This is a genomic window from Lacibacter luteus (assembly GCF_004118265.1).
Lineage (GTDB): Bacteria > Bacteroidota > Bacteroidia > Chitinophagales > Chitinophagaceae > Lacibacter > Lacibacter luteus.
Window position 1 is genome coordinate 309,125 of the sequence record NZ_SDHW01000003.1, and the last position, 17,662, is coordinate 326,786.

At 40.5% G+C, this 17,662-nt stretch carries 15 protein-coding genes; 10 read left to right on the forward strand and 5 right to left on the reverse strand.

From position 1 onward, the window contains the following. Positions 1-134 precede the first annotated feature (134 nt). The 3 genes from porZ (at position 135) to ESA94_RS12450 (ending at position 7,094) form a co-directional block, all read left to right on the forward strand. The gene (porZ, locus tag ESA94_RS12440) at positions 135-2,429 is read left to right on the forward strand and encodes a type IX secretion system anionic LPS delivery protein PorZ (RefSeq protein ID WP_129131231.1); all 2,295 of its coding nucleotides are present in this window, start codon (positions 135-137) and stop codon (positions 2,427-2,429) included. Positions 2,430-2,435: 6 nt separating this feature from the next. Then, the gene (recO, locus tag ESA94_RS12445; protein ID WP_129131232.1) at positions 2,436-3,185 is read left to right on the forward strand and encodes a DNA repair protein RecO; all 750 of its coding nucleotides are present in this window, start codon (positions 2,436-2,438) and stop codon (positions 3,183-3,185) included. 96 nt (positions 3,186-3,281) lie between these two features. Then, positions 3,282-7,094: a TraB/GumN family protein gene (locus ESA94_RS12450; protein WP_129131233.1), complete on the forward strand. Its 3,813-nt coding sequence runs from the start codon at positions 3,282-3,284 to the stop codon at positions 7,092-7,094. A gap of 51 nt (positions 7,095-7,145) precedes the next feature. Here ESA94_RS12450 and ESA94_RS12455 read toward each other — a convergent pair whose 3' ends face one another. Next, positions 7,146-8,300 carry an amidohydrolase family protein gene (locus ESA94_RS12455; protein WP_129131234.1) on the reverse strand — a complete coding sequence of 385 codons (1,155 nt, stop codon included), beginning with the start codon at positions 8,298-8,300 and terminating at the stop codon, positions 7,146-7,148. Positions 8,301-8,367: 67 nt separating this feature from the next. Here ESA94_RS12455 and prfA point away from each other — a divergent pair, with 67 nt between their 5' ends. The 3 genes from prfA (at position 8,368) to ESA94_RS12470 (ending at position 11,390) form a co-directional block, all read left to right on the forward strand. Beyond that, positions 8,368-9,429, forward strand: a complete 1,062-nt coding sequence (prfA, locus tag ESA94_RS12460) for a peptide chain release factor 1 (RefSeq protein WP_129131235.1) — start codon at positions 8,368-8,370, stop codon at positions 9,427-9,429. Between the two features lie 318 nt (positions 9,430-9,747). Further along, positions 9,748-10,671: a thrombospondin type 3 repeat-containing protein gene (locus ESA94_RS21800; RefSeq protein ID WP_129131236.1), complete on the forward strand. Its 924-nt coding sequence runs from the start codon at positions 9,748-9,750 to the stop codon at positions 10,669-10,671. A 143-nt stretch (positions 10,672-10,814) separates the two neighbouring features. Next, a complete protein-coding gene (locus tag ESA94_RS12470; RefSeq protein WP_129131237.1) occupies positions 10,815-11,390 on the forward strand; it encodes a hypothetical protein in 576 nt (191 codons plus the stop codon). Positions 11,391-11,764: 374 nt separating this feature from the next. On the opposite strand, the gene ESA94_RS12475 is transcribed toward ESA94_RS12470, so the two are convergent. From ESA94_RS12475 to ESA94_RS12490, 4 genes are all read right to left on the reverse strand, one after another. Beyond that, positions 11,765-12,142 (reverse strand): VanZ family protein, encoded by a 378-nt coding sequence (locus ESA94_RS12475; RefSeq protein ID WP_129131238.1) that lies wholly within the window; start codon positions 12,140-12,142, stop codon positions 11,765-11,767. Beyond that, positions 12,142-12,519 carry a glycine cleavage system protein GcvH gene (gene gcvH, locus ESA94_RS12480; RefSeq protein WP_129131239.1) on the reverse strand — a complete coding sequence of 126 codons (378 nt, stop codon included), beginning with the start codon at positions 12,517-12,519 and terminating at the stop codon, positions 12,142-12,144. The genes ESA94_RS12475 and gcvH overlap by 1 nt, the downstream gene beginning before the upstream one ends. A 151-nt stretch (positions 12,520-12,670) precedes the next feature. Next, positions 12,671-13,330, reverse strand: a complete 660-nt coding sequence (locus ESA94_RS12485) for a peptidylprolyl isomerase (protein ID WP_129131240.1) — start codon at positions 13,328-13,330, stop codon at positions 12,671-12,673. Further along, positions 13,331-13,675, reverse strand: coding sequence for a hypothetical protein (locus ESA94_RS12490; RefSeq protein ID WP_129131241.1), 345 nt, complete (start codon positions 13,673-13,675; stop codon positions 13,331-13,333). Between the two features lie 193 nt (positions 13,676-13,868). Between ESA94_RS12490 and ESA94_RS12495 the strand changes: the two genes are divergently transcribed. From ESA94_RS12495 to ESA94_RS12510, 4 genes are read left to right on the forward strand one after another with little or no spacing between them, the layout of a single operon-like run. Beyond that, positions 13,869-14,870, forward strand: a complete 1,002-nt coding sequence (locus ESA94_RS12495) for an AAA family ATPase (protein WP_129131242.1) — start codon at positions 13,869-13,871, stop codon at positions 14,868-14,870. Between the two features lie 26 nt (positions 14,871-14,896). Next, complete coding sequence (locus ESA94_RS12500) at positions 14,897-15,769, forward strand: DUF58 domain-containing protein (RefSeq protein ID WP_240671048.1); 873 nt, start codon at positions 14,897-14,899, stop codon at positions 15,767-15,769. Then, positions 15,766-16,656 (forward strand): hypothetical protein, encoded by an 891-nt coding sequence (locus tag ESA94_RS12505; RefSeq protein ID WP_129131243.1) that lies wholly within the window; start codon positions 15,766-15,768, stop codon positions 16,654-16,656. Before ESA94_RS12500 ends, ESA94_RS12505 begins: the two co-directional genes overlap by 4 nt. Continuing rightward, positions 16,649-17,653: a vWA domain-containing protein gene (locus tag ESA94_RS12510; RefSeq protein WP_129131244.1), complete on the forward strand. Its 1,005-nt coding sequence runs from the start codon at positions 16,649-16,651 to the stop codon at positions 17,651-17,653. Before ESA94_RS12505 ends, ESA94_RS12510 begins: the two co-directional genes overlap by 8 nt. The last annotated feature ends 9 nt before the right edge of the window (positions 17,654-17,662 follow it).

Below are 17,662 nucleotides of genomic sequence, written 5' to 3' on the forward strand. Positions count from 1 at the left end.
TGCCTGAAAACATGCAGAAAATTTGGTCTTAAATGCGCCTGTAAACGATAGCAGTATTGAATTTGCCTGCAATCTTTCGCTTTGCAGCATCGTTTTTTAACAGCTGTTTCAAAACCTGCTAAATTTGAGAACTGATGAGAGCTTTATTTCTATTCGTTTCCATAACAGCAGTGCTGCAGGCTGCTGCTCAATTGCAACCTATCGGCCGATGGCGGGAGCATATGGATTACCGTTCAGGCAAACGTGTGGCACTTTCCGCAAACAGCGTGTTTACGGCTACAGAGTTTGGCGCCTACATGGTTAGCAGAAATGAAGGAGAAATTACCCGGCTTAGCAAGGTGAGTGGTTTCAACGATGTAGGTGTGCGTACACTCAACTATTCTGTTGCAGATGAAAAGCTGTTGATTGCTTACAAAAACAGCAACATCGACATATTTTACAGAAACGATATCATTAATATCCCTGACATCTTACGAAGTACCGTAACAGGCGATAAAGCCATTAACAACATCAGCTTTTATAACAGTAAAGCTTATCTCAGCACAGGTCTTGGTGTAGTGGTTATTGATCTTGCGAAATACGAAGTAAGCAATACATTTCTTATCGGTAACAGCGGGGGCAATGTGCAGGTAAATGGTTTTGCTGCGGATGCAACCCGTTTTTATGCAGCAACAGAAGAAGGTTTGAAAGTTGCAAACCAATCGAGTGTTAATTTAAACGATTACCGAAACTGGACGAACATCAGCGGAACAAATGGATTACCTGCCGGTGCAGTAAAGCAGGTGTTTATCATCAACAACACAATTGCTGTTCAATACTTCAATACCATTTATGTGTTGAATGGAAACAGTTGGCAAGCGGTGTATACAGATGCCTGGCGTTGGGAATCGTTAAACGTTAGTGATGGTTCTTTTTTGCTTTGTGAAGAACGTTTCAGCTGGGGTGATCGTCGTGTACTCGTACTCAGCAGCAATGGTGCAATTACAACAACTGTACAGAATAATAATCAACTACGCTATCCCATGCATGCCGTAAAAAGCGGTAATGAAATATGGATAGCCGATTATGAAAAAGGCTTGGTAAAAGCAGAAGCAACAGTATTTGAGCGTTACAACATCAACTCTCCATACGGTCCTTTGGATGGCGAACTTTTTTTCCATAAAAACAAATTGTATGTAGCAGGTGGCAGTGTTAATGCCGCATGGAACTACCAATACAATGGCACAGGTTTTTTTACTTATGATGGGAATGAGTGGAAAGATTATAACCGCTTTACGTTGCCCTGGATGGATACGGTACTCGATGTAATTGCCGTTACAGTAGATCCAAGAGATGAAACGATTTATGCCGGTTCGTTTGGTGGCGGGTTGGTTGAATTAAAAACAGGAAACAGCTTTAAAATTTACAAACAAAATTCTCCGTTGAATGTTGCAGTAGGCGATCCGAATAACTATCGTGTTGGCGGCATGGCATTCGATCTCAATAACAATTTATGGATCAGCAATTTTGCCGGCAGCAATAATTTTCTGGTAAAGAAAGCCGATGGTAACTGGCGTAACTTTCGTGTGCCTTTTTTAGTACAGGATAATATGGTGGGTGGTATTGTAATTGATGATGCAGATCAGAAATGGATACAGGTGCCTCAGGGGAACGGGTTGTTTTGTTACAATCACGGAACATCCATTGATAACACGGGCGATGATCGGTGGAAATGGTTTCAAACAGGTAGAGGAAGCGGTAACCTGCCAAGCAATATGGTTAACTGCATGGCAAAAGATAAAGATGGGTTTATCTGGATTGGCACCGATAAAGGCATTGCAGTTATTCAATGTCCTGGAGATGTGTTTACATCAAACGGATGTGAAGCTTTTCAACCGGTTGTACAGCAGGATAATTTTGCAGGGCTCTTATTCGAGAATGAAGATGTGCGTACAATTGCAGTTGATGCAGCAAATCGAAAATGGATCGGCACGCTCAATGGTGTTTGGCTAATAAGTGCTGACGGCGAAAAAGTGCTGCAACGGTTTACAGCAGAAAACAGCCCGTTACTAAGCAATGGTATTATACGCATTGCAATCGATCAGGCAACAGGTGAAGTTTATTTTTCAACTTTCAATGGTATTTGCAGCTATCGGGGAAGTGCAACCGAAGCAAGTGAAAATCCCGATAAGGTAATTGTATTTCCAAGCCCCGTACCTGCTGGTTACGGCGGCACCATCGGTATTCGTGGCTTGCCCGAAAATGCAATTGTAAAAATTGTTGAGTTAAACGGCCGGCTTGTTTATCAAACAAGAGCACTAGGTGGGCAGGCTGTTTGGAATGGTCGTGATTATAGGAACCAACGTGTTGCAAGCGGTGTTTATCTTGTACTTGCAAAAGATGAGTTTGGAGCGGAGAAGCAGGTTGGTAAAATTGTATTCATCAAATAACAAGTAGTGAGCAATGTATTACATACAACAAAGGCCGTTGTTTTGCGTACAGTTAAGTATGGCGAAACAAGTCTTATTGTTGCCGCTTATACCGAATTGTATGGCTTGCAGAGTTATATAGTGCAGGGCGTAAGAGCAAGCAGTAAAAAAGGTGGAGCAAAAGCAAATTATTTTCAGCCGGGTTCAATACTGGAATTGGTTGTTTACCATCACGATCTCAAGAATCTGCAACGCATTAAAGAATTCCGCTGGAGTTTTTTATATACCGAACTGTTTGCAGATGTTATTAAAAACAGTGTAATGCTGTACATGATGGAGCTGTTGCAGAAATGTGTAAAGCAACCCGAAAACAATCCCGATCTGTTTTATTTTGTAGAAGAAGCATTGATGGAATTAGATACGGCCTCAGATACGGTTACAGCAAATTTTCCGTTATACTTTTCGTTACACCTTACAAACTTCTTCGGCTTTCAAATGAATACCGATGATGCAGGAACGCATACGGTTTTTGATTTGCAGGAAGGAAGTTTTGTAGATACACATCCGCAACATGTGTATTACATTGAAGGGCAGGCTGCACAACTGATGAGTGAGGTTTTGAAAGCTATGCAGCCGCATGAGCTTGCCGAGGTACCTATGAATTACCTGCAGCGGCGCCAGTTACTCGAGGCTATTGAAACCTTTTACATGTTACATATGCCCGAATTTTCTAAACTGAAAACCTTACAGGTATTACAGGAAGTTTTATCGCCATGAAGAACATTTATACCGAACTTTAGCAAATTGTATGTGCATTCTTTTTAACTGCGCATCTTTATATAAACAACTATTCGAAACCACACTTTAAAACGTATGAAATTCAAACCCTTTGTAGTTCTGTTACTCCTGCTTGTATGTAGCTCTGCTTTTGGCCAGGCAAACAAAAAGCCATCAAAGTATCCAAGCCTGTTTTGGGAAATTACCCGGAAGGGATCAAGCAAGCCTTCTTATTTATTCGGCACCATGCATGTAAGCAGTAAGCTGGTGTATAATTTACCCGATTCGTTTTACATGGGTATAAAAAATGTACAGGTAGTTGCCTTGGAAAATGATATGGCTTATTGGCAACAGGATATGGACAAGTACGACATGGACCCCATGAGCTTTATCAGTAACCGCAACCGTAGCGGCGATAATTTGTCCATCAATACATTTAAAATTCATAAGTACGAAGAGCTCATCAAGTATGCATTGGCAAGTAATCCTTCGGTTATCAACAACCTGTTGTACAGAACATATGGCGGTAAAACATCCGACTTTGAAGAAGATACTTTCCTTGATATGTTCATTTACCAATGCGGAAGAAAATATGGCAAGAAAACTGCCGGTCTTGAAAATTTTGATGAAAGCATGCAGCTGATGATCGAAGCTGTAAAGGATGCTGCAAAAGATAAAAACAAAAAACAACGCAGCTACGATAACTACAACAGCGAATATTCGTTCGATAAACTGGAAGAAGCTTACCGCACAGGTAATCTCGACCTGCTTGATAGTATCAATCGTTACAATTCACAGTCGGAATTGTTTGATGAAAAATTTCTTTATCGTCGTAACGAGATACAGGCTAATTCGATCGATTCAATTATAAAAGCAGGAGCATCGGTTTTTGCAGGTGTTGGTGCCGCACATTTACCGGGTAACCGTGGTGTAATTGAATTGCTGCGCAGTAAAGGGTACATTGTTCGTCCGGTTAAAATGTCGGGGCGAAGCAACCAGGAAAAAGATGCAGTTGATAAAATAACAGTACCTGCAGCAATGCAAAAAATAACTGCAGAAGATGGAACATATCAGTTACAGGCGCCGGGGGCTTTCTTTTCAACCAATCATCCGTTTTTTAACCAGGTACAGCATGCCGATGTTAGTAATGGCAGCTATTACATGGTAACAAAAATCAGCACCAACGCATTTATGTGGGGACATAAAGATGCACGTGTACTGGAAGTAATCGACAGTTTATTGTACGAAAGCATACCTGGGAAAATTTTGTCGAAGGAAGTGATCAGCAAAAATGGTTACCAGGGTTATGATATTGTAAACCGTACACGCCGTGGCGATGTGCAGCGTTATAACATTTTTGTTACACCTTTTGAAGTACTCATTTTTAAAATGAGCGGTATTGGTAATTATGTAAGCAACAGTACCGAAGGCAAAGAGTTTTTTAACAGCGTTCAGCTAAAGAATTATAAGGAACAAAAAATAACGGGCAAACTATTTACACCCGCAACAGGTGGTTTTGCAGCAGCATTTCCACACCAACCTTTTTTCAATATAAAAGAGAACAACAGATTGTACGATGCTGCAGATGAACAGAACCATTACCGCATTGTTGCAACTTCAATACATAGCTATACAAAAAGCGATGAGGATACGTTTGAACTAAGTCTTGCTGAAGAAAGTTTTAAAGCGTCTGAATTTATAGACAAGCAGCTCGAACGTAAACAAATAAAACACAAAGGTTATCCTGCATTGCATACCCGCTTCAGAGATAAAGAAGGAAAACTGTTTACGGTACGGTTTATTTTGCAAGGCCCGCATTACTACGCTTTAATTGTGCATGCCGCAAAAGAAAATCCTGCAATAGAACAATTTATCAACAGCTTCGAAATACAGCCATTTGTATATGGAAATGATGTGGTGCAGAAAGACACGGCACTTTATTATACAGTGAACACGCCTTACTATCCTGTTCCTAAAAGAAAAACAGATTTGAAAGAGCTTGCAGGTATTTACGAACGGTTGAGTAGTGAAGAGGATACAAAAGAAGAGTTTGTTTACAAAACAATCACTGAATCAAAAGTTATTCAGAACGATACAACTGGCGAACGTATTGAAGTGAACTTTTATAAAATGCCTTTCTATACGTATGTAAAAGACAGTGCAAGCCTTGCGGATGATGAATACAACGATACAACAAGGATTACACGCTGGCAGCAAAAAACAGTGTTGCCCGATAAGATGAATGTGTGGGATACTTATTTGTCTGACAAGGGGAGCAGCCGTATGGTGCGTGTAAAATCGTTTCTTAAAGATGGGATGGTATTTACCATACAAACCCTGGGAGATACGCTTACAAAACCAAGTCCGTTTATCAACCGGTTCTTTGAAACATTTAAGCCCGACACTACATTGAAAGGCTTTGATATCATGGTAAAAAAATCAGGGTATTTTTTCAACGATTTTCAGAGTGCAGATACTGTATTGCACAAAAGAGCAAAAAAATATATTTCATCCATTGTATTAGACTCGGCTGATTTTCCTCAGCTGAAAAATGCAATTGAAAAAATTAACTGGAAAGAAAAAAACTATCTCGATACCAAGAGCGCTTTAATTAAACGCCTGGCAAGTATTAAAACAACAGCTTCATCAAAATACCTGCACGATTTATATTTTGCTGCAGGCGATACAATTCAGTTGCAGTATGTAGCATTGGAAGCTTTGTTGCGCCAGCAAACAGCGACTTCTTATTCTCTGTTCAGAGATATTGTAAAAGCAGAGCCACCCATTATTGAACAAGGAAGCGATGAATATAATTACCGACGTTACAGATCAAGCGGCTATGGTATCTTGTCTGATTTGCCTTATGGCGAAGAAGATGACAGTGATGATGAGTTTGTTGATAATATGAGCGATACCTTGTTGCTTGTAAAAGCAATTTTGCCCGACCTGTTACCCCTTGTAAACCTGGAAGATTACAAAGATGATATGATGGAATTACTGGCTGATATGGTTGAGGACAGTGTAATTACAGCAGCAGATTATCAGATGTATTTTGATAAGTTCTTACTGGAAGCAAAACATTTGTGGCGCAAGCAGGTTGTTGCAGAAAAGAAACAATCTATTCAAAAAGCAGAAGCAACAAAAAATAAAGAGGAGGATGCTGACGATACAGATATTCTAACAGTAAGATCGTATGATGAAGAAGATGAAACAAACGATGATCTTATTTTGTACAGCAGATTATTGATTCCTTCCATTACAAAAAACACATCGGTGCAGGCATTTGTAACGCAACTGCTGCAGTCGGAAAGTAAACAGCTTAAATACGATGTTATGGAAGTGTTGCTGAAAAACAAACAGCAGGTTCCCGACAGCTTGCTTCGCTTCTTTGCATCGAAAGACGAATACCGTTATCGCCTGTTAAGAGATTTGAAAGAATGGAAAATGGAAAAGTTGTTTCCTGCTAAATACCGTAACCATAAAGATCTTGCAATAAGCAAGCTGCTATGGGATAGCGATAATGACAAACCAGATACTGTTTCGTTTATGAAACGCTACGCTATTACCATTACCGGTAAAAAAGGATATATCTACTTCTTCCGTTACAAAATGAAGAAAGATGATGTGCAATGGAAAATTGCTACTGTTGGGTTAGTGCCCGAAGCTGAAAGTGAAATTGAGTTTGAAAGCGAGAAAATGTGGAAATACTATAACCGCTATTCGTTTAACAACAGCGGCGATTATGAATTTACACAGTTTACAAAAACGGCATTGGAAACAGATGTGCCCGAAGAAGAGCAACTGCAAAAACTCCTGAAGAGGATTTTAATTACGAGCCGTTCAAGCGGTGCAGATTTTTATAGGGGAGAAAAGAAATCGGTTGTAGATGTTGAATCGATGTACGAGTAAAAAAATATAGTCTTAAACAACAAAAGCATTCCACTGGAATGCTTTTGTTGTTTAAAGCAATCGCTTAGATGAGCTGAAATCTTTTTCAAGCAATACGATACCGGGTTGTTTATTTTTTTCGAAGCTGCCAAGATCGTTTTGCCATTGCAAAGCTTTTGCTCCATTGAGTGTAGCCATTTGTAATGCCTGCTCTGCAGCTATTGAGCTGTGTTGAAGTAAAGCCTGTATTTCTTTTGTAACACTCAGTTGCCAGTTGCTGCTGTAACTGTCGGTGCCAAGCACTATGTTGCAATGTTGTTGTTGAAACAGAGCAACGGCAGGCACTTTATTCTCAATGTATAAATTGGCGTTTATGCAAAAGCAATATACAAGTGTTAATCCGTTTGCTGCAGCGTATTCATTGGCCCACACAATATCTTCTTCGCACATGAATGTGTTGTGTATAAGAAGTATTGTTTGACCGTTGTTGAAATAGGGCAGGTAAGAACGTATACTGCATTTACCTGTTACGGGAAAAGGAGAACGATCGAGGCCAAATATTTTATAGAAGCGCAGAAAATCGCCGCTGCCTGTTTTATACAACTCATCTTCTGCTGCAGTTTCCTGATTGTGTACAGAAATAATTTTTCCGGTTGTTGCAGTATTGATCAATTGAAACGTTAAAGGCGAAATACTGTAAGGGGCATGCGGTGTTAATGTTGTGCGATGATGAGTTTTTAATTCATCGGCAACACTTGTGTAATGTTGCAGATTGCTTGCTGCTTTTTCATCGCTGAAACCGAGCACTTCAACAAAATTGTGCCAACGTAGTTTACTGCTTTGTTTTACAACAACTGTATCGGCTGTATTGCCAATATCGCCAACGGCAACAATACCGTTTTCAAACATTTCCTGTTCTGCTTTTCGAATTTCTTCCTGTATCAGCTCCTGTTCAAATCCACGTTTCGAAACAACTGAACATAAAAAATCAACCAATCCTGTATGTGGTGGAATGATGTTTTTCAAGTGACTCAGTTCGAGGTGGCAATGGCAGTTGATCAATCCCGGCGAAAGAATGCCTGAATAGGTTTCAACATCTTCTCCGGCATCAGCAGCAGCAGCAATCTCAATCACTTTCCCGGTTGCGTCTGCAATAAGTGTATCGTCGGTTTTTCGCAGCGTATAACCATCAAACAATTCATCTGCCCTGAATTTCCTGTATTGCATGCCGATTTCATTTAAATTTGCCGCTCAAATTTAAGACGAAAGCATTTCCTTTCAGGAGCAGATTACTATGTTAGATAAGTTAGAAGCAATACAGGCAAGATTTGATGAAGTTGGTGTAGCACTCACCAACCCCGAAATAGTTGCTAATAACAAGCAGTTCTCTGCCTTGAGTAAAGAGTACCGTAGTCTTGAAAAAATTGTGCAGGGCAGAAAGGAATATCTTTCCATCATCAGCGATGTGCAGAGTTATAAAGAGGCATTAAACGGTAGCGATGAAGAGTTGAGAGAACTGGCAAAAGAAGAATTACCTCAGCTGGAAGAAAAGCAAACGGAAATTGAAAAATACATTCGCCAGTTGCTTATTCCGAAAGACCCACAGGATGATAAAAATGCTATTCTTGAAATACGTGCAGGAACCGGTGGCGATGAAGCAAGTCTTTTTGCCGGCGATCTGTTACGTATGTACATTAAATATTGCGAACGCAGGGGCTGGAAAACAGCTGTACTCAGCGAAAGTGAAGGAACAGTTGGTGGTTACAAAGAGGTGCAGCTGGAAGTTACAGGCGATGATGTATATGGTATTTTGAAATTTGAAAGTGGTGTGCATCGTGTACAACGTGTACCAGCTACAGAAACCAGTGGCCGTGTACATACCAGCGCAGCAACTGTGGCTGTAATGCCCGAAGCTGAAGAAATTGATTTTGAATTGCGGGATAGTGATGTAAAAATGGAAACTGCCCGAAGCGGTGGTGCAGGCGGACAGAACGTAAACAAAGTTGAAACGAAAGTAATGTTAACACACGTACCAACAGGTACAGTAGTAATATGCCAGACAGAACGTACACAGCTGGCTAACCGTGAAAAAGCCATGCAGATGCTGCGTACACGCCTGTACGAAGAGCAGGTACGCAAGCAGGAAGAAGAAATTGCCCGCCAAAGAAAGAGCTTGGTAAGTACGGGCGACAGAAGTGCGAAAATCAGAACGTATAACTTTCCACAGGGCCGGGTAACCGATCACCGTATTGGTCTTACCTTATACAATCTCGATGCGGTGTTAAACGGCGAAATTGAAGAGCTGATAGATGCTTTACAGTTTGCTGAAAATGCAGAAAAGCTTACGCTCCAGTAAGTAGAACTTCGCAAGGCTATAGATTTATAACTACACAGGGTTTGCTGATTCCTCTATTTCCTTCGGAGGAATTACACAATTACTTTGCAGCATATTCAGATATGGTAGACGTGACATTATCTGAACTGCAGGTTCTTTTATTCGTAAGACAATTTGTTAGCCGCTTTGGCCTAAAGCAAAACTTTTATAAACAGTTGGCATATTCTTAGTTCAATTGGTTGCAGAAAGGAATGCAGAAGGCAATCGTGCAGTTTGTGTTTCGGTAAAAGAGTCTACTAACATAAAATCCAATATTTTAAAAAAACAAATCCGACCGTTATGAAGAAGTTGATTGTCTATGCCTGTGCATTAGTGCTGGTGGCATGCCAAAAAGAAAATTCAAATCTTGCAGAAAAAACCGTTACTGCAGAATCTGTATCCAAAAAGAAAATTGAGACCTGCGATTTCCTGCAGGGAAATTACAACAGCATTCGTAGGGGTGAATTATTTGCAGACAATGTTATTTCAGGAAGAGGGAAAGACGTGGATAAAGATGGTATTCCTGATAATTCAGATAACTGTAAGTCTACCTACAACCCCGATCAGGCTGATAGTGATAAAGACGGTATCGGCGATGCCTGCGAAACCACAACTTCAATTGTTACCAATCCGGTTGTTACCAGTTCTTCCTGGGTATTATTTCTCGATTTCGACGGGCAAACAGTAAGCAGCCCGTACTGGAATGGCGGTATTACTTTTTATGCAACTCCCTCTGGTTTTACCAGCACAGAGATAGCAAACATTATTGCAGAAGTTAAAAATGATTATTCTGCATTTGCTAATATTAAAATCACTACAGATTCAACTGCTTATTTTGCTGCAGCTGCTAACAGAAGACAGCGAATCATTGTTACACAATATCATGAATGGTATCCTGGAGCAGGTGGTGTTGCTTACATCGACTCATGGACATGGGGTCTTGATATTCCGGGCTTTGTATTTTCAAAAGCCTTAGGCTACAGTCAAAAAAATGTATGGGAAGCTTGCTCGCATGAAGGCGGACATACCATTGGGTTATATCATCAAACAAAATATGATAGCAATTGTAACTTCCTGGCAGAATATAATTCCGGTGGAAACGGAGAAGCTCCAATTATGGGCAACTCTTATAATCAGCCGATAGGCAGGTGGTGGGTAGGCTCATCAACAAGTTGTAATGCCATTCAGGACGATGCCGTAAAAATTGCTGCCAAAGTAAAATAATAACATACCTCTGATTCTTATACTCCAACGCCCGGTAGCAATACCGGGCGTTTGTTTATACAAGAAATAGTAATAAATATTTTATCTGTTGCACTTGCATCCCGATGTGTTTTAATGTAATTTGATAGATAAAATGAATAAACATGTTTGATCAATTATTGAATCTTGTAAAACAACAGGCAGGCACCGCTATTATTGATAATCCCGATATTCCGAACGAGCGAAATGATGAAGCTGTGGCAGATATAACCAACAGTATTACCGGAGGTTTGCAACAAGCTCTTGCAGGTGGTCAGTTTAAAGATGTGTTGAAGTTATTAGGAGGTAAAGGAGGTGATGTTGAAACAAATCCTTTGGCCGGCCAACTTTCGGGTAATGCAATCTCCTCATTAATGGAGAAATTTAATCTCAACCAGGGCCAGGCGGGAAATATTGTAAGCAACCTTTTGCCGGGTGTATTAAACAAGTTCATTTCAAAAACAAACGACCCTTCGGATAATAGTGTCGATTTACAGGGAATTTTTAGTTCTCTAACCGGCGGTAGTACTAACAGTCTTGATATTCAAGGCTTACTCGGTCGTGTAACACAAGGCGGTTTGGATAAAGATGGGGACGGTGATACCGATTTCAACGATATTATCAATATGGTAAAAGGCGGCGCTTCTCAACAGTCTGGTGGAGGTGGTGTTATGGATATGGTTAAAGGGCTTTTTGGCTGATAATTACTATTAATCAAAGCATGTTACAACTAGATGCTCCATTGAGTAAAATGTGGTTGGCATGGTTTTAGAAATAGATGGTATAGAGAACGCAAAAATGCTTTTAGGATATTTTAACAATCAAACCGTAAACTTTGGAATGCATTTAGCGTCTTAAATATGAAAGTTCTTTAAAGCAGTCAAATTTTCTCATAAGCAGTTAGTTTTGGTTACGGCCCCTGTTTCTACCGGGGCCCGTTTTTAAAACACAAATGCTTTAGAAAACATTAACATAGAGGTGACAGGTTAGCGTTGTGGATAGTGCGAACTTTGTGTAACAAATCTGAATTTAAATTTTTCTCATAAGCAGTTAGTTTTGGTTTCGACCCCGGTTTCTACCGGGGTCTTCTTTTTATACCAACCCAACTTACAAATACAAAGGCTCCTGCAGCATCGGCAAACATATCCCAAACATCAAAATCCCGGCCCACCCAATCCTGTACATATTCGGTAGCTATGCCATAAATACTGGTACAGATGAAAATAAGAAGGTAGTACAAAAAGTGGTTTTGCCTTTGACGGATATAGAAGGTCCATAAAGCCGCAACTATTCCAAACAGGAAAAAATGAATGACTTTATCGAGTTGTACGATCTCGATCTTTCGTTCGCTGCCGAGTGCAGCTGGTGGAATAACAAGCAGTATAAAAACAATGACCGACCAAATAATGGCCGGCCATTTTGTAGAAAAGTATTGTTGAAGTTTAATTTTCATTACGCAACTAAAGCACTGTAAGCTGCTGCATCCATCAGTTGCTCAACATCTGCAGGATTGTTTACAGTAACTTTTACCATCCAGCCAGCGCCGTATGGATCTGTATTCACCGATTCAGGTTGATCGTTCAAAGCACTGTTTACTTCGCTGATGGTTCCTGCAACGGGTAAAAACAAATCACTTACTGTTTTTACAGCTTCTACTGTACCAAATACTTCTTCTGCATTTAATGCTTTACCAACGGTGCTGATATCAACATACACAATATCGCCTAATTCTCTTTGTGCAAAATCGGTAATGCCAATTGTTGCAACATTGCCTTCTAAGCTTATCCATTCATGGTCTTTTGTGTAGCGGAGATTTTCTGGAAAATTCATGTGTTTATTTTTTTGTTCGCCGTTTTCGGCTGTTGTTATTTGCCACCTGGTTTTTTGCCCAAATACCCGTTGCCGGTTGATATGCTTTACTAGTGAGCATATCGGGTGTATTTGTTTTTTAAGCGCTGCTAAATTGATTGTTTTATTGCAATCAGAAAAATAAAAATTTCCGTTTCAGTTTCATGCGGATGATGCGTACATCTTCTTTAGGCCTGTCGTACTGATCACGCTCCATTTGCGCAATCGTATCCACTACATTCAACCCTTTAACCACTTCGCCAAACACCGTATAGTTTTGATCGAGATGCGGGGCTCCACCAATAGTCTTATAAACAGTTCGGTAACGCTCGGGTATTTTTCGGCCACCCATCCGTTTTACTTCCACATCATTCAACGTACTGTCGGTAAACTTTTTCCCTTGAACAATATAAAAATGACTGCCACTGCTGGCCTTTTCAGGATTGTTATCTCTTGCCGCTGCCAGCACACCACGTTTGTGAAACAACGAGCTGTCGAACTCGGCAGGAATTTTATACGACAATCCGCCGTTACCATAACGCTTACCGGGCACCGACTGCTTAGTAGAATCATCGCCGGCCTGGATCATGAAATCTTTTATTACACGATGAAATAAAATGCCGTTGTAAAATCCTTGCTTTACAAGCTTAACAAAGTTGTTGCGGTGTAAAGGTGTTTTATTGCTCAGCTTTACAATAATGGTTCCCTTACTGGTAATAATCTTCACCTTTCGGTTACGGGCATCCGCAGTAAACAGCAGCAACAAACAAAAAACGAATAAAAAATACTTCATCTAAAATCCGGTTTGTTCAAAGTAAAGCAATACATGATCCTTAATGAAATTTTCCTGTTCACGCATGGTCATGTTGGGCATTGCTTTTAACTGTTCAAAATGTGGCCAGCCATCATCATCAAAACGATCGAATTTAAAATAACCGCTTTGCGACAGAAGTGAGCATACTGCTACATGCATCAGATCCTGTTTTTGCTCTTTGCTGAATTTATCTTTCAATTCTCCGAACTCCTGAATGCCGATCAGGAACAGAATCGACTCGAGATCGGGCTTTTTACCAAAACGTTCTACCAGTTTTTGTTCAAGGTGCATCCACCTTACAAATAAATCATTCCTTGCATCCATAGAGTGCAAAGATAATTGTTCAGCAACTTCGTAAGTTTTCGAAGGTAGAAGTACGCAATGTTTTGTATTTCAAAAAAAATCATGAGCATTCAAAAAGTTCGGCCTTTTTTTTGCGTTCTTGGTAATGAATTTTAATACAAGCGTCAGGAAAAGAATTAGATGCGTTGTATTTTCACAAAAAAACCAAGATTACATGTTAAAAACCGCAGAAGACATCAAGGTATTGAACGAAAAGATCCAGTATGCAGGCAGTTTTCTCGATCGGCTTCGTGCAGAAGTGGGTAAAGTGCTGGTAGGGCAGACATATATGGTAGATCGCCTGTTGGTTGGTTTACTCGGCAATGGCCATATTTTACTGGAAGGCGTTCCCGGTCTTGCAAAAACACTCACCATTAAATCGCTTTCGCAGGCAATTAATGCAAAGTTCAGCCGCATACAGTTTACACCCGATATGTTACCGGCCGATGTAATTGGCACCATGATCTATAACCAGCAGAAGAACGAATTTTTTGTGCGTAAGGGGCCCATTTTTGCCAATTTTGTTTTGGCCGATGAAATAAACCGTGCCCCTGCAAAAGTGCAGAGTGCTTTGCTCGAAGCCATGCAGGAACGCCAGGTAACGATTGGTGAAAACACGTTTAAGTTAGATGAACCATTTCTTGTACTGGCAACACAAAACCCATTGGAGCAGGAAGGTACGTATCCGTTACCCGAAGCACAACAGGATCGTTTTATGTTGAAAGTGGTGATCGATTATCCCAAAAAAGAAGAAGAGCAACTCATCATCCGTCAAAATACGCAACAGCTTTCTTCACCAACAATCAACCCGGTTGTTTCTATTCGTGAAGTAACAGAGGCAAGAGATCTTGCCCGTACGATTTACATGGATGAGAAGATTGAAAATTATATCCTCGATATTGTATTTGCAACACGTAAACCAGAACAGGTGGGGTTAAGTAATCTCAAACCATTGATCTCTTACGGCGGTTCGCCACGTGCATCGATTAATATGGCATTGGCGTCAAAGTCTGTAGCGTTTATTCATAAGCGTGGGTATGTATTACCTGAGGATGTGCGTTCAATTGCAGCTGATGTATTGCGTCATCGTATTGGTTTAACCTACGAAGCCGAAGCAGAAAATATTTCGGTAGAGGAGATCATTAACCAGGTATTGAACACGGTAAAAGTGCCGTAAACCTTAACTCATAACTCGTAACGGTTTTGTTAACTACCGAAGAAATATTAAAGAAGGTACGTTCGCTTGAAATTAAAAGCAAACGGCTCACCAATCACATGTTTACCGGCGAATACCACTCGGCATTTAAAGGACAGGGCATGAGCTATAAAGAAGTGCGTGAGTATCAGCCCGGCGATGATATCCGTTTCATTGATTGGAATGTAAGTGCACGTTACGCACATCCGTACAGCAAAGTGTTTGAAGAAGAACGTGAGCAAATGGTGTTCCTGTTAATTGATAACAGTGCAAGCATCAGTTTTGGTACACATCTGCAACGAAAAAAAGATCTTGTAACTGAGTTGGCGGCTGTACTTGCTTTTTCGGCAGTAAACAATAACGATAAAGTAGGTGCTATTATGTTTGGCGATAAAGTGCAACGGTTTATTTCACCCAAAAAAGCAAAACAGCACACGCTTTATATTGTTCGTGAAATGTTGAGTAACGATGCAGCATCGAGCAGAACAAATTATGCAGATGCGTTTCGTATGTTCAATAATGTGTGCAGGCGTAAAAGTATCTGTTTCCTCATAAGCGATTTTTTAGGCAAGGGTTATGAAGAAGCATTGCGTGTAGCTGCTGGTAAACACGATGTAATTGGTATAAAAATTTACGACCAGCTGGATATGCGTTTGCCCGATGCAGGATTGTTACAGGTTGCCGACGCAGAAACCGGCGAGCAACGCTGGCTCGATACATCGAGTGCATTGGTACGTTACGAATACGAAAAAGATTTTCATAAGCATAACGATTATGTAAAGGAAGTGTTTCGTCGTGCAGGTGCCGATCTGTTGCATATGCGTGCAGGAGATGATTATGTAAAAGTGTTACAGAAATTTTTTATTAACCGCAGCAGATGAGTCAACGCATTATCATTTTGTTTTTTTGTTTGATGCTTTCGCTTTGTATACATGCACAGGTAACAGGCGTTGTTTCGACTAATAAAGAAAAAATATTAATCGGCGAGCCGTTTACTATGCGGTTCGAGTTAAAAGCCATCAGCTCATCTGCAAACATACAATGGCAACTGCCCGACACCATTCCACATTTTGAAGTGATAAGCATCGACAGCTCGGATGTATTAATACGGAAGATTACATTAACCAGTTTCGACAGTGGTTTGTGGGCTGTTGAAAACGTTGCTGCATTTGTTCCTTCAAACGTAAACGGGCAACCACAGTTGCTCAGGTTTTCGCCAAAGGAAATGCTGATCGAATATGATACAACCGGAAATCAACTGATGAATGATATTAAACCGATTGTTGAAGTAAATGCAGGCCAGTGGTGGATAGGAGTAATTGTGGCTGCAGCAGCACTCATCAGCTTAATTGCTTTGATTATCCTTTTCAGAAAATGGAAACAAAAGAAAGCAGCTGTAGTAATTGATGAATCGCCTGGTACAGCACTGGAAGATGTGTTGAAAAAAATTCAACAGTTGCGAAAAGAAGCATGGTCTGCACAACTCGATCAGAAAAGAAATTTTTCCGAATTGTCGTTTGCAGTAAAACGTTATTACGAACGAAAATTGCGGGTGCCATTTACTAAACTTACTACCGACGATTTTGTGTTGCAGTTAAAGCCGCATCTCATCAACGATCGTGTTATTACACTTACACAGGCTTTGCGTTTGGGTGATTCTGTAAAGTTTGCAAAATTTGCTGCTGCGGAAAGCGAATGTGTACAGGCATTGGATAACCTGGAGGCAACCATTAAACAATCAGAAAAAGAATTGAATCCCGATGCTTAGTGAATGGTATCAACATATTGTATTTGCTTATCCTTACTTGTTATGGTTACTCTTGTTGTTGCCTTTGCTTATTGTTTGGTATACGCTCTCTCAACGTAAGGCAAGTTCTTCTGTAACTGTATCTACACTCAGCATTTACCGCAGCACAGGAACAACAAAAAATGTATTGCGGCACATGCCGTTTGTGTTGCGTTTACTTTCACTCGTATTACTCATTGTTGCAATAGCACGGCCGCAAACACGCAGCAACGAAGAACGTGTTGAAGGAGAAGGTATCGATATTATTTTGTGTATGGATGTAAGTGGAAGTATGCTGGCAGAAGATTTTAGCCCCAACCGTTTAGAAGCAATGAAAAAAGTTGCCAACGATTTTGTAGATGCACGTAAAACGGATCGTATCGGGCTGGTTATTTTTTCAGGCGAATCGTTTACACAATGTCCGCCAACAACCGATTATGCAGCATTAAAAAGCCAGATATATGCAGTGCGTAGTGGTATTTTGCAGGATGGTACTGCTATTGGTTCGGGATTAGCTACAAGTGTTGAACGGTTGAAAGAAAGCGAATCGAAAAGCAAAGTGGTTATTCTTTTAACTGACGGTGAAAACAACGGAGGATTAATACCGCCAAGCACTGCCAAAGAAATTGCCAAAGCCTACCAGGTTAAAGTGTACACCATTGGTATGGGTACAGAAGGTTATGCAGCTTTACCACAGCAAACAGCCGGTGGTGTAGTGCGTACAATGGAAAAAGTAAATATTGATGAAAAGCTGTTAACCGAAATTGCCAACGAAACAGGGGGCAATTATTTCCGGGCAAAGGATAATGAAACGCTTAGTAAAATTTATGCTGATATAGATCAACTGGAAAAATCGAAAATTGAAACAAGCCAATTTTCCCGTTACTCCGAAGAATACTATCCGCTCGTTTTTGCAATAATGGCCTTGCTTTTACTGGAAGTTTGGTTGCGGTATAAAGTGTTGCGGAAGTTTCCGTAGTTGCCACGG

Excerpts from the sequence above, each read along its gene's own strand:
- ESA94_RS12485 (WP_129131240.1), bottom strand. The coding sequence starts at position 13,330 with ATGAAGTATTTTTTATTCGTTTTTTGTTTGTTGCTGCTGTTTACTGCG.
- ESA94_RS12490 (WP_129131241.1), bottom strand. The coding sequence starts at position 13,675 with ATGGATGCAAGGAATGATTTATTTGTAAGGTGGATGCACCTTGAACAA.
- prfA (WP_129131235.1), top strand. The coding sequence starts at position 8,368 with ATGTTAGATAAGTTAGAAGCAATACAGGCAAGATTTGATGAAGTTGGT.
- ESA94_RS12455 (WP_129131234.1), bottom strand. The coding sequence starts at position 8,300 with ATGCAATACAGGAAATTCAGGGCAGATGAATTGTTTGATGGTTATACG.
- ESA94_RS12470 (WP_129131237.1), top strand. The coding sequence starts at position 10,815 with ATGTTTGATCAATTATTGAATCTTGTAAAACAACAGGCAGGCACCGCT.
- ESA94_RS12505 (WP_129131243.1), top strand. The coding sequence starts at position 15,766 with ATGAGTCAACGCATTATCATTTTGTTTTTTTGTTTGATGCTTTCGCTT.
- gcvH (WP_129131239.1), bottom strand. The coding sequence starts at position 12,519 with ATGAATTTTCCAGAAAATCTCCGCTACACAAAAGACCATGAATGGATA.
- ESA94_RS12475 (WP_129131238.1), bottom strand. The coding sequence starts at position 12,142 with ATGAAAATTAAACTTCAACAATACTTTTCTACAAAATGGCCGGCCATT.
- porZ (WP_129131231.1), top strand. The coding sequence starts at position 135 with ATGAGAGCTTTATTTCTATTCGTTTCCATAACAGCAGTGCTGCAGGCT.
- ESA94_RS12510 (WP_129131244.1), top strand. The coding sequence starts at position 16,649 with ATGCTTAGTGAATGGTATCAACATATTGTATTTGCTTATCCTTACTTG.
- ESA94_RS21800 (WP_129131236.1), top strand. The coding sequence starts at position 9,748 with ATGAAGAAGTTGATTGTCTATGCCTGTGCATTAGTGCTGGTGGCATGC.
- ESA94_RS12495 (WP_129131242.1), top strand. The coding sequence starts at position 13,869 with ATGTTAAAAACCGCAGAAGACATCAAGGTATTGAACGAAAAGATCCAG.
- ESA94_RS12450 (WP_129131233.1), top strand. The coding sequence starts at position 3,282 with ATGAAATTCAAACCCTTTGTAGTTCTGTTACTCCTGCTTGTATGTAGC.